This window comes from Ureibacillus terrenus (genome assembly GCF_006569205.1).
Lineage (GTDB): Bacteria > Bacillota > Bacilli > Bacillales_A > Planococcaceae > Ureibacillus > Ureibacillus terrenus.
In genome coordinates, this window is sequence record NZ_VIGD01000013.1 from 48,200 (window position 1) to 62,844 (window position 14,645).

Here is a 14,645-nt window from a genome sequence, read left to right on the forward strand (position 1 = left end):
TCAATCCCGACGATTTTATTTACTTGATTAGGCGAATCTTCTTGCTTTTCTCAATTTGAACAATTTCGTCATCATGGATTGTGAGGGTGATGGAACCATAACGGATCGTCGGAATGATCTTTTTTAAATTTTGCAGCACTTGCTCCAGCTTTTCATCCCTTTTGCTCATAGCATTTCATCCCCTTCATGCAAGAATCTCAATCAATTTATTGATGAACATAAACCCGGGAAGAAACTTTTTCCAATTGGTCGTTCAAGCGTTGAACGGCCTCATCGGCAATGCGGTATTCCCCATTTTCCAAACGTTCTACCTGCTGATCGAGGACAAAAATGGCCTTCAATATTTCTGTTGCTCCCAACACGGAAACGACAGGTTTCAGCGCATATTCAATCGCAAGCAGGTGGCCGATGGAACCGCCGATGGCAATCGGAATGACCGTTTTATTTTCAAGACCGTTTTGTGGAATCAAATCCAGGAACGTTTTTAAAATTCCTGTATAAGACGCTTTAAAAATCGGTGTCAGAATGACGACAATATCCGCTTCTTCCACCAGTTTGTTGGCTTTTTGGATTTCCTCGCTTGCAAAATTCAATAAAATCAAATCCTGGGCGGGCAATTCATGAACATAAATGGAATCCGTTTGAATGTCCGCCTTTTTCAAATAGTTTTCAACATACTGATGTATTCCTGTCAGGCGGGATGCCTTTTTATTGCTTCCATTAATAATCACTGCTTTAACCATTTAATATGACCTCCTGATGAAAAAATAAATTATATTATGAAAAGTTTCTTTCAACCTTTTTTCTTATTATTTCAACAGATTAACTATGTTTTAAGGCAAAATAAGAATTATTTGAAACGAGACATTGTTCATTCCAAAAATCTTCCAGCGCTTTCTTTAAGCCTCCTGGACCGAACTTCACCTTTCCTTTGTTTGAACAGTTATCTATTATAAACAATATAATCTTTTCTCTTCTTTCCAATATATCCGTTATGCCTTTCCGGTAAAACCATTGGTCGATCGTATTATAAATTCCTTTATTGACCGAAAAATGCTCCTCACAATATTGGGAAAATTTTAAATCAGGCAAGTGCAGTAGTTCGTTGCTTTTTTTCAAAATTGCCACCCTCCCCAGCGATTGATTGAAATTGAGATCGAGCGTATTGAATGTCTTTATGGATTTGGCCGATTAAATCTTCTTTGCTATGAAACTTCCGTTCCCTTCTGACAAAAAAGGCTATTTCGACCGTCAAATATTTTTCATAGAGATTTTCGTCAAAATCAAAAATGTGCACTTCAAAGGTTTGATGATGGCCGTCATTGAACGTTGGACGAATTCCGATATTCATAATGCCCGCATATTTTCTCTTTTCAAAGTATACAAAGACTCCATACACCCCTCCCTCTAATTGGACTTCACCCAAAGGATTTACGTTCGCAGTCGGAAACCCGAGTTGTCTGCCAAGTTGCTTTCCTCTTTTTACCTTCCCCACAATAAATATTGGCCGTTGTTGTCGTAAAGCGCTCATTTGCACCCTCCAATTGGAATAATAAAAATGAAGGCCGACTAAATAGCAAAACACTATTTAGTCGGCCTCTAGTTTGTCTAGTCGGGCGATTTCTTTTGTTTTTTCCAATATAATACATAATACCTGAGTAGTCAAGTGTGTTTTGTAGGTTTTATATGAGATTTTTTTATTTTCATATTTTGACTGTGGCAACAGTAGTAATTGACTAAAAATTTTCCAAGTTTCAATACTTTGATGCATTTGCAAATCTAATGTACGATTTTCATGACATTTTCTCTCAGCATTTGTTCCGATGCTTCACCATTGATTTTTTCCACAATTTCTCCTTCGCTGTTTATAAACAATGTAACCGGCAAAGTGATGATTTTAAAAGCCTCGGTTGCCTGCTGATCCTGATCCAGCAAAATTGGGAAACTCACTTTATTTTTTGATAGAAACGAGTTCACCGCAATCACCGGTTCGCCGACATTGATGGCCACCACTTCGACACCCTGGCTTCCATATTCCTGATAAATTTTTTCAAAATAAGGCAATTCTTTTTTGCAAGGAGGGCAATAAGTAGCCCAAAAATTGACCACCATCCCCTTTCCTTTATAATCTTCCAGGCTAAGCTGATTCCCTTCAAGGTCTTCCAATGTGAAATCGAAAACGGCATCTGCAGGTTCTTTCTTTTTATCAATGACGATTTCTGCATAAACAGAATAGCCCAATAACAGAAAGAGGATCGTTAACATCGCTTTGCCCATAATATTCTTATAACGCTTTTTCATCTTTGCCTTTCACTCCAAAGGGGAGCCTTTAGTCGCTCTTTAAATTCATCCAGAACAAAATGCGTTTCTTGACCTTTTCAAAAATTAGAATGATCGTCAGTATAATGATGGCGTTGAATATAATTCCTGCCAATACATAATCGTATTGGGAAAAATCCGTATAGTACAATACGAAATGCCCCATTCCCGCCTCGGCACCGAACATTTCGGCCATGATCAATACAATAAAAGACAATATAAGAGCCGTTCCCGTGCTGCTCAGAATATATGGTGAACTTGCCGGCAACACGAATTTCCAGATAAAATCTATACCTTTTAAACCAATGATTTTTGCGTTATCCCAATAGCGTTTATCAATAAGGACAACTCCCTGAATGGTTCCGAGGAAAATGGGCCAAAAAGCTCCAATAAACAGGATTGCAATCGAGGCCGATTTAAAAGTCGGCAATAATGCTATCGCATACGGTATAAAAAGTGTCGGCGGCAAAGGGCTTAATACGTGAAAGAACGGAGAAAAAATTTCCCTTAAATTTTGCCGGAGTCCAAAGAATACGCCTCCACCGACACCCAGGATGAATGCCAATGCGAGTGCAGGAATGAGCAAAGCCATTGAACTTGCAAATCCTTTGAGCATCTCGTCAAATGCCTCTACAAATGCCCCCGCAATCTCCGAAATCGGAGGGAAGATGACCGGGTTCAACAAATCGCTGAAATTTGTAAAATATACCCAAATCAGTATCAATAAGAAGAAAATGGCCAAGGTAATCGAATAATGTTTCAAGTTTCTTCTCATCCACCCACCCCATTTTATAGATTCTGCTTTTTATAGCGCTCGAAAACTTTTTTGTAATAATCATCGTCCGGATTTTCTTCCATTAATTCTTTTAGCGCTTCTTCGTAGAAAGTTAGATTAAAATATTTATTTAGATCAATGTTTTTGGCATCCCCATCGATGTAACCCAGATCTTTCATTTGTTCCCACAATACTTCCACTTGATGTTTATGGGGATCCGCCGAATTGATCAAATGCTCCTCATTTACAATTTCATTTATTTCTTCATCGGATAAATTGAAACGTTCTTTGGAAGCTTCTACCGCAATTTTTGGATTTTCCAGTTTTAATCTTTCCGCTTTAATCAAGCCTTTTAAAAATTTCTTGAAGGCGATTTCCTGATCTTTTGTGTAATCCCCTCGTGTGACGACACGGCAGCAAACATGGCCTGGCTGTACATCATTGCTCCATATAAATGGAACTAAACCTGCCTCGGTCGCCTGAGAAAGAAATCCGGAAAGCGAAAAGGCCGCATCGACTTTGCGGGCTGCCGCCGCTTCAATCAGGTTTGCATTCGTTTTGAATTCGACAAATTTTACATCCTCTTCCAAATCCAAACCGGCTTTCTTTAAGGCCGTTTTAAATACGATATCCGGCACTCCCAATCGTACAACGCCTATTGTTTTTCCTTTGAAATCTTCAAATGATTTATATTTGTCCGCATCTTCTTTCGGAACATAAACGGGATGGCCTCCCTCCATATGGCCGCCGATAATGTCCAAATCCGCCCCTTGCGCAATGAAAGCCAAAGGAGTCGTTGTTCCGAATGTTAATCCGATATCAATTTTATTTGTTTGCAGCGCATTGATTCCGTCCGTTGAAGCATTAAACGGCACCATTTCAACCGTCAAATTTTCCTCTTCAAAAAAACCTTCATGAATCGCGATGTCCGCCAATGGGGCCCCATTCATTTTTAAATAGCCCACTTTGAGATGATATTGCTTTTCATCTTTTTTGATTGCATTTTCATTGGAATTTTCATTTCCATTGCAGGCGGCCAATTGAACGGATAAAATCAGCAGAAAAACAATGTAAAATAAACCTTTGAAACGTGATTTCACTTAAATTCCTCCCCCATCCTCTACTGCTTCTTTCTGGTTCAACTTTTCAAAGATTCCCTTGTTCATCAGTTGTAATAGATCATCGCGAAATTCTATAAATTCCCGGCTTTCAAACAATTCATTGCGGTTTATCGGCTTTTCGAAGGGCACATCGATGCATTCCAAAATTTTTCCGGGCGGCCCCGGCGAAAACATCACTATGCTATCCGCCAACATGATGGCTTCTTCGGCATCATGGGTGACAAAAATGATGGTCTTCTTTTGATCTTGATTAATCTGTAATACCAGTTCTTGCAATTGTATTCTTGTAATCGGATCCAATGCACCGAAGGGTTCATCCATCAACAACAGATCCGATCCCACCGACAATGCCCTCGCAATGGCTGCCCGCTGCCTCATTCCGCCGGACATCTCCCCGGGATATTTTTTAGTTGCGTGCCCCAGCTGCACCATTGTCAAATATTGTTCCGCCAATTGAAAAAGTTCTTTTTTCGACTTTTTTCCTTTTAAGCGCTTCTTTAAAGCGAGTACAATATTCTCTTCTGCGGTCAACCACGGGAATAGGGAATAATCCTGAAACACTACCGCTATATCGGAAATCCCGTTTTTATTATTGATAATGATTTCACCGGAATTTGGCTTTTCCAGATCGGCAAGCAGCCGTAAAAAAGTGCTTTTTCCTGAACCGCTGGGGCCCATCAAGACGAGAAATTCCCCTTCCCTTACTTCCAAATTGATATCTTTTAATATTTCCGTATCTTTATAACCAAAACTTACATTTATTGCCTTGATTTTAATAGGAGCTGATGACGTTCATGGCTTGATTTCTTTTCTTTTTCCAACACCTGCATGGATTCAATCGCTCCCTCCTTTTGTGTACTATATAAATAAAAATAGTAGGATTTAAACGATTATTACACTTCTAGTTTTTGTGAAACAGGATATTCCAGCCCTAAATTTTCCCGCAAATTGCCTCCTGCATATTCTGTTTGTACAATACCTCTCTCCTGCAATACTGGGATGACGTGATCCACAAAATCTCTCACTCCGCCTGGGAAATAAGGGAACTTAATATTAAATCCATCTGCCGCTCCATTGAGGAACCATTCACTCAATTTATCCGCGACTTGTTCGCCTGAACCTACAATAAATAAATGTCCCTGCGTACCTACAAAATAACGGGCCAATTCTTTGATTGTGTAGTTTCTTTCTTTCGCCAGCTCTGATAAAAGTTTGAAACGTCCCTTTTCTCCATTGACCTGATCAACATCTTTCAATTCAGGCAAATGATCATCAGGCGAATATTGCGACAAGTCGTGGTCCACATATCTGGACAACCAGCCGATTCCCAACTGCGGAAGGATCAGTTCCTGGAATTGCTCAAACTTCTCTCTCGCTTCTTTTTCCGTTTTCGCTACAAACGGAACGATACCCGGCATAATTTTAAAATGCTCCGGATTGCGTCCATACGCTGAAACTTTTTGTTTGATGCTGTTATATACCGCTTTCCCTTCTTCCACTGTAGAAGGTGCAATCGTAAATAAGATATCCGCATGTTTCGCCGCAAATTCCCTTCCCTTTTCCGAAGCGCTGGCAGTCACCAATATCGGGTGTCCTTGAGGCGGTCTTGGAATATTAATCGGTCCTCTCACTTTATAATATTTTCCTTCATGATAAATTGGATGTATTTTCTTTTCATCCAAGAAAATTCCATTTTCCCGGTCAAATAAAAGGGCATCTTTTTCCCAGCTATCCCATAATTTTTTCGTTACTTGTACAAACTCGTCAGCCCTTTCATATCGGAGGGAATGGTCCAATTGCTCTTCCAATCCGAAATTGGCGGCTTCATGATCATGGGCGGTTGTAACAATGTTCCATGCCGCTCTTCCCCCGCTCAAATGATCGATTGTCGCAAACTGTCTTGCCACATTATATGGGTGGGTAAAGGTAGTAGATAAAGTCGCCACCAACCCGATATCTTTTGTAACGGAAGCCAGTGCCGCCATTGTCGTCGCTTCCAGCCGGATTTGGGGAGTATAGGCGATATCTTCTTCATTATGGGCCAACACATCTGCCAAAAAGAGAAAATCGAATTTCCCCTCTTCTGAAATTTCCGCAATCTCTTTATATAGCGACAGTTTTGTCACTTCTTCCGTTTTTGTTTCAGGATATCTCCAGGCAGCCAAATGATGGCCTAAAAACGTTTGGAAAAAGGAACCTAGCAACATCCGTTTTCCGTTAGTCATGACACCATACCTCCTCAAACTAATTCTTCAATTTTCACGGAATTTTTATAGTGTTGGATGGATTCGTTTGCTATTTGCTTGATGACCATATCATCCAACGGCGGATTGAATGCCCCGCATTGTACATCCCTGAAATATCTTTCCAACGGCAAGTCTTTCGATAAAGAATGCCCTCCCGCGATTTGCATGGCCAATTCCACAATCTTTTTGGCATTATTGCATACTGTATATTTTGTAATGGCCACTTCATTGCTGAGTTGGTCACGGAGATGTTCATTTTTATCCCATTTTTCCGCCACATGATATAAAACCATTCTGGAAACGGCAATCAGGATTTCCATTTCTCCGATTTTTTGTTGGACATGTGGAGCCTCCGCGATATATCCCCCTAAACTTGGAGAATATTTTTCGTTCACATATTTCAAAACGAAGTCCCGTGCGGCTGTTGCAATGCCCAAATAAATGGCGGGCAATTGCAAAGTGTACGCGCTGCTTAGCCCGGTAAAGCGGGTCGGCTTTCCCTTTTCCGAGTATGCAAGCAAGTTTTCTTCGGGAACAAAAACATTATTTAACTGGATATCCATGCTGCCAGTTCCTCTCATGCCCAGCACATTCCACGTATCAATAACTTCCACCGAATCGTTTTTTTCGATTAAAAACTCTGCAACCTTATCTTCATCCTCGACATAGGCCAAAACGGTAAAATGTTTGACAACAGGTGCGAGTGTCGCGAAGGCTTTGCGCCCGTTAATGACATAGCCACCCTTTACTTTCTTTGCAACCGTGGACGGGTTGGCGCCTCTGACAATATTTCCGGTCGCCCGTTCCGTTGCATAGACATTTAAAACCGATCCCTCTTCCACTGCCGCCCGGCAAAGTTTTGCAAAGATTTCTTCCTTCCATGGTCTGAAACATCTGAGGCTGAAAAATGTCATTAAATGCCAGCCTACTGCCAAAGCGGTTGAACCGGAAGCCTTTGCCAATCTTTCTTGGACAAGCAAAATTTCATATAAGGAGAGCTCATCCCCGCCATATTCTTTCGGGATGACCAATTTCAAATAGCCCTCCTTTTTCAAAATTTCAAAATGTTCGAAAGGAAATTCCCCCGATTCATCAATTTTCCCTGCGGTTTCGCTGATTTGCTTTGCAACGCGTTCCGCATAATCGACCAATTGTTGATCCCTTTCATTGCGAATTGTTTGATTACTTCTGTTCATGATCAATCTTCCTCCAATTTTGTTCTATCCGGATCCATTTATATCGAGAAATCTTCCGGTATGAACACTTTTAATTGTTTTGGACGTACATATACCACTTCGCCTTTTTGAATCTGTAAATTTTTAAATTGCTCTTTTGGCAATTCCGCCTCCAAATATTCCCCGTTGTCTTCCCTTTTCAATTCGATCCGAGCAGTTGGCCCGACAATGTGGATAAAGGAGATTTTGGCGGGAACCGTTTCATTGTCCACCTGTTCCTTTTCAATTAAAATGTCATGCGGGCGGGCATATCCAACTGCATCATCATGGGAATCCAGATAATGAGGAGCGTTGATTTCAAATTGCCCCTGCTTCAATTTTCCGTTTTGCAAACGCCCTCTGAAGATATTTACATTTCCCAAGAAATCATAGACAAATGGGCTTTTTGGATTTTCATACACTTCATCCGGCGTACCGATTTGTTCGATTTTTCCATTGTTCATGACAATGATCCGGTCTGCCACATCAAGGGCTTCTTCCTGATCGTGGGTCACGAAAATGCTCGTCACATGAAACTCATTATGCAGTTGGCGAAGCCATCTCCGGAGCTCTTTTCGCACCTTTGCATCCAATGCTCCGAACGGTTCATCCAAAAGCAGCACTTTCGGTTCCACGGCCAATGCCCTAGCCAATGCCACACGTTGACGTTGCCCTCCTGAAAGTTGGGAAGGATAGCGGTCTTGGAAATTTTCCAATTTTACGAGCGACAATAATTCATTCACTTTTCTCTCGATCTCTTTTTTGGAAGGTCTCGTTTTTCTCGGCCGCACTTTTAAACCATAGGCGACATTTTCAAACACGTTCATATGCCGGAATAGAGCATAATGTTGAAATACGAAACCGATTTTCCGCTCTTTCGGACTGACATTGGTAATGTCCTCTCCATCGAATAAAATCGTCCCTTCATCCAGCCCTTCCAATCCTGCAAGAATCCTTAATAACGTGGTCTTCCCCGATCCTGAAGGTCCGAGGAGGGCGATGAGTTCCCCGGATTTTATGTCGACGCTGATATCTTTTAAAACCTTTACGGAACCAAAGGACTTTGACACATTTTTGATTTGAATCCCCATAAAAATCCCCCTAAAATTCTTTCGCTTTCCATGAAGCGATATGCTTTATGATGATGGTCAAAATCGCCAATATGGACATGATCGAAGCGACAGCGAACGCCGCCGTAAACTGGTATTCGTTATATAAAATTTCGATATGTAAGGGCATCGTGTTCGTTTCTCCCCGAATATGCCCCGACACGACCGATACCGCGCCGAACTCCCCGATTGCGCGGGCGTTGCACAAAATCAGTCCGTACAATAACCCCCATTTGATATTCGGCAATGTTACATAGAAAAATGTCTTCCATCCGCTTGCTCCCAACGAAATCGAAGCTTCCTCTTCCGTAATCCCTTGGGTTTGCATTAAAGGAATCAACTCCCTTGCAACAAAGGGAAATGTCACAAACAATGTTGCAAGAATAATGCCCGGCAAAGCAAAGACGATTTTGATGTCATGTTCAAAAAGCCAATCGCCAAACAATCCTTGCGCTCCGAACAGCAAAATAAAAATCAGACCTGCAATGACGGGGGAAACGGCAAAAGGCAAGTCAATCAAAGTGACAAGCAAATTTTTCCCTCTGAATGTAAATTTGGTGATCAGCCAGGCTGCGGCAATCCCGAAAACCGCATTCAACGGGACGACAATCAGCGCAACGGTGATGGTCAGCTTGATGGCGGCGAGGGCATCGGGATGAACAATGGACGCGACATACGTTTCCCATCCTTTTTCAAGTGCAGTCACAAAAATCGAAATCAAAGGAAGAATTAAAAATAGGCTGATATAAAGCAATGAAATCGTAATCAACGACCATTTCACAATCGCCGATTCCTTCAACGGATAAGGATTTGAGACAGCTTTTTTTACAATCGGCATTTTCCGGTCCACATCCAACGGTTTCGTCATTCATTTGCCATCCTTCCTAATAATTGAATTTCCGGTTCATTCTCCATTGGATCAAATTGATGAACAATAGAATAATAAAGGAACCGACGAGCATCACAACCGCAATGGCTGTAGCGCCCACATAATCGTACTGTTCCAGTTTCGTCATAATAATGAGCGGCGTAATTTCCGTTTTCATCGGCATATTTCCTGCAATAAATACTACTGAACCGTATTCGCCAAGTGATCTTGAAAAAGCCAATGAAAAACCGGTAATCATCGCCGGATATAATTCAGGCAGAATCACCTTGACAAAGGTTTGGAATCTGTTTGCCCCGAGACTTGCCGAGGCTTCTTCCACTTCTCTCCCCAGATTTTGCAAGACAGGCTGCACAGTCCGGACGACAAACGGCAATCCGATAAAAGTCAACGCAATCACGATTCCAAGGGGTGTGTAGGAAATTTTAAAATCAAAAAACTTCCCGATCCAACCGCTTGGGGCGTAAAGCGTTGTCAACGCAATCCCGGCAACCGCGGTCGGCAAAGCAAATGGCAAATCTACAAGCCCGTCGATAATCTTTTTTCCTGGAAAGTCATATCGGATCAGCACCCATGCAATGATTGTTCCAAATATCACATTGATCAACCCTGCAGCCAATGCGCTTCCAAAGCTCAATTTATAGGAAGCCACCGCCCTTGGATGGGTGATGGTTTCGAAAAATTCGCCCCAGCTCATCGAAAGAGTGTTCACCACAATCATGGACAGAGGCAGGATGACAATAAAACTTAAATATAGCATCGTATATCCAAGGGTCAGAGAAAATCCGGGAATAATTGTATTACTTTTTCTCTTTCTTAATGTAAACTCCACTTTTTATCACCCCATTATGAAGATTCAGCATAAAGGAAGGAGGCTGCTCCGTTCCCCTATGCTGACCTTGAAAATTCCGGAGGGAAATCATTTCCTATTTTGTTTATTGATAAATTTCGTCGAATGTTCCTCCATCTGCAAAATGCGTTTTTTGCGCTTCCTTCCAGCCGCCGAATTCATCGATTGTCACCAATTCTAAATCCTGGAATTGATCTTTATATTTTTCAAACACTTTTTGATCGCGTGGACGGTAGAAGTTTTTCGCCGCAATTTCTTGGCCTTTTTCGCCATATAGATATTTCAGGTAAGCTTCCGCCACTTCGCGTGTTCCTTTTTTATCCACGACTTTGTCCACAATGGCCACCGGAGGTTCAGCCAAAATGCTTAAAGAAGGAGTTACAATTTCAAATTCATCTTCGCCGAATTCTTTCAAGGAAAGATATGCTTCATTTTCCCATGCAATCAGCACATCACCGATCCCGCGTTCCACGAAAGTCGTCGTAGAACCGCGCGCTCCTGAATCCAGCACTTCCACATTGCTGTAAAGATCTTTCATAAATTGTTTGATTTTGGCCTCATCGCCGTTGTATTTTCTGCTTGCAAACGCCCATGCCGCCAAATAGTTCCAGCGCGCTCCTCCGCTTGTTTTCGGGTTTGGAGTGATGACTGAAACGCCATCTTTCGTCAAATCATCCCAATCCTTAATATTTTTTGGATTGCCTTTGCGGACCAAAAAGACAATTGTTGAAGTATATGGAGAAGAGTTGTGTTCAAATTCTTTTTGCCAATCATCATTTAATAATTGGCGGGTCTGTGCAATCTCGTCGATGTCATAAGCCAAAGCCAGTGTGACAACATCCGCTTCGATTCCGTCAATGACGGATCTTGCCTGTTTTCCTGATCCTCCATGGGATTGCTGGATTTTTACATCCTGGCCTGTTTTTTCTTTCCAATAAGCGATAAATTCTTTATTGTATTCTTCATATAATTCCCGTGTCGGATCGTATGAAACATTCAACAGTTCAACCGGCTCTTTTGAAGATTTGTTTTCACCGGCATTTTTGGATGTTTCATTGTCATTTGCCCCTTCCTGATTTCCGCAGGCAGCCAAGAAAAGGAAAAGCGAAATAATTCCAAGCAAAAGTAGTTTTCGTTGCTTTTTCTTCATCTTAATCTCCCCTTTTTCTTAAATCTTGAATAAAGAAAGGCTGCCTACAATCCCCCCTGAAAACAAAATAAACGGAAGAACTGTAGGCAACCTTCAGTTTGTCTGATCAGTTACCTGATTGTTTACCAAGATTCTCTTGAGAAATACAATAATCCAATATTTCCGATTAGTCAACATGGTTTTTAAAAAATTATTAAACAAATTACATAAATTTGAATTTTAATATTGATAATTTCAATTAAAATAGTATACTTTAAATTAAAATTTTTAATTCCCTTTTTGGATATGACGCCGACTAGAAAACTAGAGGTGTTTTAATGTAATCGGTTTGATTTTTGTTACATTAAAACGCCCTCTTTCATTTGAAAGGAGGAGTAGTTATGTTAACTTACGAGACATGGCAAGATTCAACGATCGATTTTGAAGTCGATGAAACGTATAAAGGCGCCCTGAACGTGCTTCAGTGGGCTTATGACCAATACGGCGACGATGTCATTTATGCCTGCAGTTTCGGCATTGAAGGCATCGTGCTCATCGACCTGATTTCAATAGTGAAGCCCGATGCCCACATCGTCTTTCTCGACACGGAAGTGCATTTTAAAGAAACTTATGAAACCATTGAAAGGGTAAAAGAAAGGTATCCTCTATTAAATATAGAATTAAAGAAACCGTCCCTTTCTTTGGAAGAACAGGCAAAACTGTATGGGGATGAGCTATGGAAAAAAGATCCGAATAAATGCTGTGAACTCCGGAAAATCATTCCCCTCCGGGAAACATTGACCGGGGCAAAAGCATGGATTTCCGGTTTGCGGCGCGAACAATCCGAAACAAGAAAACATGTGAATTTTATCAATAAGGATAATAAATTCAAATCCATCAAAATCTGCCCGTTGATTCATTGGACATGGAAAGATGTGTGGCGCTATGTAGGAAAACATCAGCTTGTATACAACCCGCTCCATGACCAGGGTTATCCGAGCATCGGATGCGCCTATTGCACAAAGCCCGCTTTTACTTTGGACGATTTGCGTTCAGGCAGATGGGCGGGATTAAACAAAACAGAATGCGGATTACACACAGATTAGGAGGAACAAAAATGACAATTCAACCACATGGCGGTGTATTAATTAACGCATACGATCCGAATGAACCGTATGAACATCTTCAAAAAGAAATCCCCCTTGATGGAATTGCGTTAAGCGATTTGGAGCTGATCGGGGTAGGGGCATACAGCCCGATCGACGGCTTCCTGACGCAGGAAGATTATAAAAGCGTTGTGGAAAACATGCGCCTTGCAAACGGCATTGTGTGGAGCATTCCGATTACGCTTCCGGTAACGGAAGAACTTGCTGCCACGTTAAAAATCGGTGATAAAGCGAAACTGGTATCCAACGGCGTAGTTTACGGAATCATTGAAATCCAGGATATTTACAAACCGGATAAAACAGTTGAAGCAAAAAAAGTCTACGGTACAGATGATTTGAACCACCCTGGCGTGAAAAAATTGTTTGACCGTCCGGATGTATATGTCGGAGGAAAAATCACCCTTGTCAAAAAAACAAAAAAACAATTCCCTGAATTCACATTCGATCCAATCGAAACACGAGAACTTTTTGAGAAAAAAGGCTGGAAAACCGTTGTAGGATTCCAAACAAGAAATCCGGTACACCGCGCCCATGAATACATCCAAAAAGTGGCATTGGAAATCGTTGACGGACTTTTCTTAAATCCTTTGGTCGGAGAAACAAAATCCGACGATATTCCGGCCCATATCCGGATGGAGAGCTATCAAGTATTGCTCGACCATTATTATCCGAAAGATCGGGTGCACTTGGGAGTCTTCCTTGCCGCAATGCGCTATGCGGGTCCAAGGGAAGCGATTTTCCATGCATTGGTCCGCAAAAATTATGGCTGCACCCACTTTATCGTAGGGCGCGACCATGCGGGTGTCGGAAACTATTACGGCACATATGACGCCCAAAAAATATTTGATAACTTCACTCCGGAAGAAATCGGCATCATTCCACTAAAATTTGAACACAGCTTCTACTGCACAGCATGTGACGGCATGGCCACAACCAAAACATGCCCTCATGATGCATCAACCCGCATTATTTTATCCGGAACGAAAGTACGCGAAATGCTTCGCAACGGAGAAATCCCTCCAAGCACTTTCAGCCGCAAGGAAGTGGTGGAAGTGTTGATTCGCGGTCTAAGGGAAGAAGTTCATTCATAAGGAGTTGTCACAATGAGTTCGAAAAACATCGTTTGGCACGATACATCCATCACGAAAGAAGATTATCGCAAGAAGAACGGACACCATAGTTTCATTCTATGGTTTACGGGACTATCCGCATCCGGAAAATCCACGATTGCCAATGCCGTGGCAAAAGAATTGTTTGACCGCGGCAATCAGGCTTTTGTCCTTGACGGAGACAACATTCGCCACGGTCTGAACAAAGATTTGGGATTTGACGAACAATCCAGAAAGGAAAACATCCGCCGCATCGGTGAAGTTTCCAAATTATTTGTTGAAAGCGGACAAATCGTGCTGACGGCTTTCATCTCGCCATATAAAGAAGACCGGGCTTTGGTCAGATCCCTTGTGGAAGACGGCGAATTCATCGAAGTGTATGTTCAATGTTCCATTGAAGAATGTGAACGAAGAGATCCAAAAGGACTTTACAAAAAAGCGAGAAACAATGAAATTCCAAACTTTACGGGCATCAGCGCCCCTTATGAAGCGCCGGACAATCCGGAAATCGTCGTGGACAGCGAAAAGAATTCCGTTGAGGAATGCAAAAATCAGCTGATTCAGTTTTTAATTGATAAAGGTTATATCAAATAAGAAGCTCACAAATGATCCGCCATAAATCAAACAGAAAACTCCCCTATAAAATAGATGAAGCAGGGCAATATTTGCCCTGCTTTTTTCATTGCAAATTAACGTTCTTTTATTTAGATGCTTACCGTTT

General features: G+C 41.6%; 17 protein-coding genes. 3 read left to right on the plus strand and 14 right to left on the minus strand.

The features are described 5' to 3' along the window. Positions 1-19 precede the first annotated feature (19 nt). The 14 genes from FKZ59_RS10620 to FKZ59_RS10685 form a co-directional block, all read right to left on the minus strand. On the minus strand, positions 20-169 hold the full coding sequence (locus FKZ59_RS10620) for a YezD family protein (protein WP_141602731.1): 150 nt from the start codon (positions 167-169) through the stop codon (positions 20-22). 37 nt (positions 170-206) lie between these two features. Further along, positions 207-743: an NADPH-dependent FMN reductase gene (gene ssuE / locus FKZ59_RS10625; protein WP_141602732.1), complete on the minus strand. Its 537-nt coding sequence runs from the start codon at positions 741-743 to the stop codon at positions 207-209. Between the two features lie 79 nt (positions 744-822). Further along, a complete protein-coding gene (locus FKZ59_RS10630) occupies positions 823-1,119 on the minus strand; it encodes a hypothetical protein (RefSeq protein WP_141602733.1) in 297 nt (98 codons plus the stop codon). Continuing rightward, entirely contained in the window at positions 1,085-1,531 is a 447-nt protein-coding gene (locus FKZ59_RS10635) for a riboflavin kinase (protein ID WP_141602734.1), read from the minus strand. Before FKZ59_RS10635 ends, FKZ59_RS10630 begins: the two co-directional genes overlap by 35 nt. Before the next feature lie 248 nt (positions 1,532-1,779). Continuing rightward, the gene (gene resA, locus FKZ59_RS10640; protein WP_141602735.1) at positions 1,780-2,301 is read right to left on the minus strand and encodes a thiol-disulfide oxidoreductase ResA; all 522 of its coding nucleotides are present in this window, start codon (positions 2,299-2,301) and stop codon (positions 1,780-1,782) included. Positions 2,302-2,329: 28 nt separating this feature from the next. Beyond that, a complete protein-coding gene (locus FKZ59_RS10645; RefSeq protein ID WP_141602736.1) occupies positions 2,330-3,094 on the minus strand; it encodes an ABC transporter permease in 765 nt (254 codons plus the stop codon). A gap of 14 nt (positions 3,095-3,108) precedes the next feature. Continuing rightward, positions 3,109-4,194, minus strand: a complete 1,086-nt coding sequence (locus tag FKZ59_RS10650) for an ABC transporter substrate-binding protein (RefSeq protein ID WP_141602737.1) — start codon at positions 4,192-4,194, stop codon at positions 3,109-3,111. After that, a complete protein-coding gene (locus FKZ59_RS10655) occupies positions 4,195-4,992 on the minus strand; it encodes an ABC transporter ATP-binding protein (RefSeq protein ID WP_141602738.1) in 798 nt (265 codons plus the stop codon). A gap of 116 nt (positions 4,993-5,108) precedes the next feature. Next, entirely contained in the window at positions 5,109-6,440 is a 1,332-nt protein-coding gene (locus FKZ59_RS10660; protein ID WP_141602739.1) for an LLM class flavin-dependent oxidoreductase, read from the minus strand. Between the two features lie 14 nt (positions 6,441-6,454). Beyond that, on the minus strand, positions 6,455-7,657 hold the full coding sequence (locus tag FKZ59_RS10665) for an acyl-CoA dehydrogenase family protein (RefSeq protein ID WP_141602740.1): 1,203 nt from the start codon (positions 7,655-7,657) through the stop codon (positions 6,455-6,457). 38 nt (positions 7,658-7,695) lie between these two features. Next, the gene (locus FKZ59_RS10670; protein ID WP_141602741.1) at positions 7,696-8,766 is read right to left on the minus strand and encodes a sulfate/molybdate ABC transporter ATP-binding protein; all 1,071 of its coding nucleotides are present in this window, start codon (positions 8,764-8,766) and stop codon (positions 7,696-7,698) included. A gap of 10 nt (positions 8,767-8,776) precedes the next feature. Next, positions 8,777-9,652, minus strand: a complete 876-nt coding sequence (gene cysW / locus FKZ59_RS10675) for a sulfate ABC transporter permease subunit CysW (RefSeq protein ID WP_141602742.1) — start codon at positions 9,650-9,652, stop codon at positions 8,777-8,779. Positions 9,653-9,668: 16 nt separating this feature from the next. Then, a complete protein-coding gene (cysT, locus tag FKZ59_RS10680; RefSeq protein WP_141602743.1) occupies positions 9,669-10,502 on the minus strand; it encodes a sulfate ABC transporter permease subunit CysT in 834 nt (277 codons plus the stop codon). A 103-nt stretch (positions 10,503-10,605) separates the two neighbouring features. Then, complete coding sequence (locus tag FKZ59_RS10685) at positions 10,606-11,670, minus strand: sulfate ABC transporter substrate-binding protein (protein ID WP_141602744.1); 1,065 nt, start codon at positions 11,668-11,670, stop codon at positions 10,606-10,608. 380 nt (positions 11,671-12,050) lie between these two features. Between FKZ59_RS10685 and FKZ59_RS10690 the strand changes: the two genes are divergently transcribed. Genes FKZ59_RS10690 through cysC form a run of 3 tightly spaced genes read left to right on the plus strand, consistent with a single transcriptional unit; the run spans position 12,051 to position 14,518 of the window. Continuing rightward, positions 12,051-12,755: a phosphoadenylyl-sulfate reductase gene (locus tag FKZ59_RS10690; protein WP_141602745.1), complete on the plus strand. Its 705-nt coding sequence runs from the start codon at positions 12,051-12,053 to the stop codon at positions 12,753-12,755. Between the two features lie 11 nt (positions 12,756-12,766). Continuing rightward, complete coding sequence (gene sat / locus FKZ59_RS10695; protein WP_141602746.1) at positions 12,767-13,906, plus strand: sulfate adenylyltransferase; 1,140 nt, start codon at positions 12,767-12,769, stop codon at positions 13,904-13,906. A gap of 12 nt (positions 13,907-13,918) precedes the next feature. Further along, positions 13,919-14,518, plus strand: a complete 600-nt coding sequence (gene cysC, locus FKZ59_RS10700; RefSeq protein ID WP_141602747.1) for an adenylyl-sulfate kinase — start codon at positions 13,919-13,921, stop codon at positions 14,516-14,518. The last annotated feature ends 127 nt before the right edge of the window (positions 14,519-14,645 follow it).

Bases quoted from the DNA above. Each gene is read 5' to 3' on its own strand.
- FKZ59_RS10670 (WP_141602741.1), bottom strand. From the start codon at position 8,766: ATGGGGATTCAAATCAAAAATGTGTCAAAGTCCTTTGGTTCCGTAAAG.
- FKZ59_RS10620 (WP_141602731.1), bottom strand. From the start codon at position 169: ATGAGCAAAAGGGATGAAAAGCTGGAGCAAGTGCTGCAAAATTTAAAA.
- cysC (WP_141602747.1), top strand. From the start codon at position 13,919: ATGAGTTCGAAAAACATCGTTTGGCACGATACATCCATCACGAAAGAA.
- cysW (WP_141602742.1), bottom strand. From the start codon at position 9,652: ATGACGAAACCGTTGGATGTGGACCGGAAAATGCCGATTGTAAAAAAA.
- FKZ59_RS10690 (WP_141602745.1), top strand. From the start codon at position 12,051: ATGTTAACTTACGAGACATGGCAAGATTCAACGATCGATTTTGAAGTC.
- FKZ59_RS10635 (WP_141602734.1), bottom strand. From the start codon at position 1,531: ATGAGCGCTTTACGACAACAACGGCCAATATTTATTGTGGGGAAGGTA.
- resA (WP_141602735.1), bottom strand. From the start codon at position 2,301: ATGAAAAAGCGTTATAAGAATATTATGGGCAAAGCGATGTTAACGATC.
- ssuE (WP_141602732.1), bottom strand. From the start codon at position 743: ATGGTTAAAGCAGTGATTATTAATGGAAGCAATAAAAAGGCATCCCGC.
- sat (WP_141602746.1), top strand. From the start codon at position 12,767: ATGACAATTCAACCACATGGCGGTGTATTAATTAACGCATACGATCCG.
- FKZ59_RS10665 (WP_141602740.1), bottom strand. From the start codon at position 7,657: ATGAACAGAAGTAATCAAACAATTCGCAATGAAAGGGATCAACAATTG.
- FKZ59_RS10660 (WP_141602739.1), bottom strand. From the start codon at position 6,440: ATGACTAACGGAAAACGGATGTTGCTAGGTTCCTTTTTCCAAACGTTT.
- FKZ59_RS10645 (WP_141602736.1), bottom strand. From the start codon at position 3,094: ATGAGAAGAAACTTGAAACATTATTCGATTACCTTGGCCATTTTCTTC.
- FKZ59_RS10685 (WP_141602744.1), bottom strand. From the start codon at position 11,670: ATGAAGAAAAAGCAACGAAAACTACTTTTGCTTGGAATTATTTCGCTT.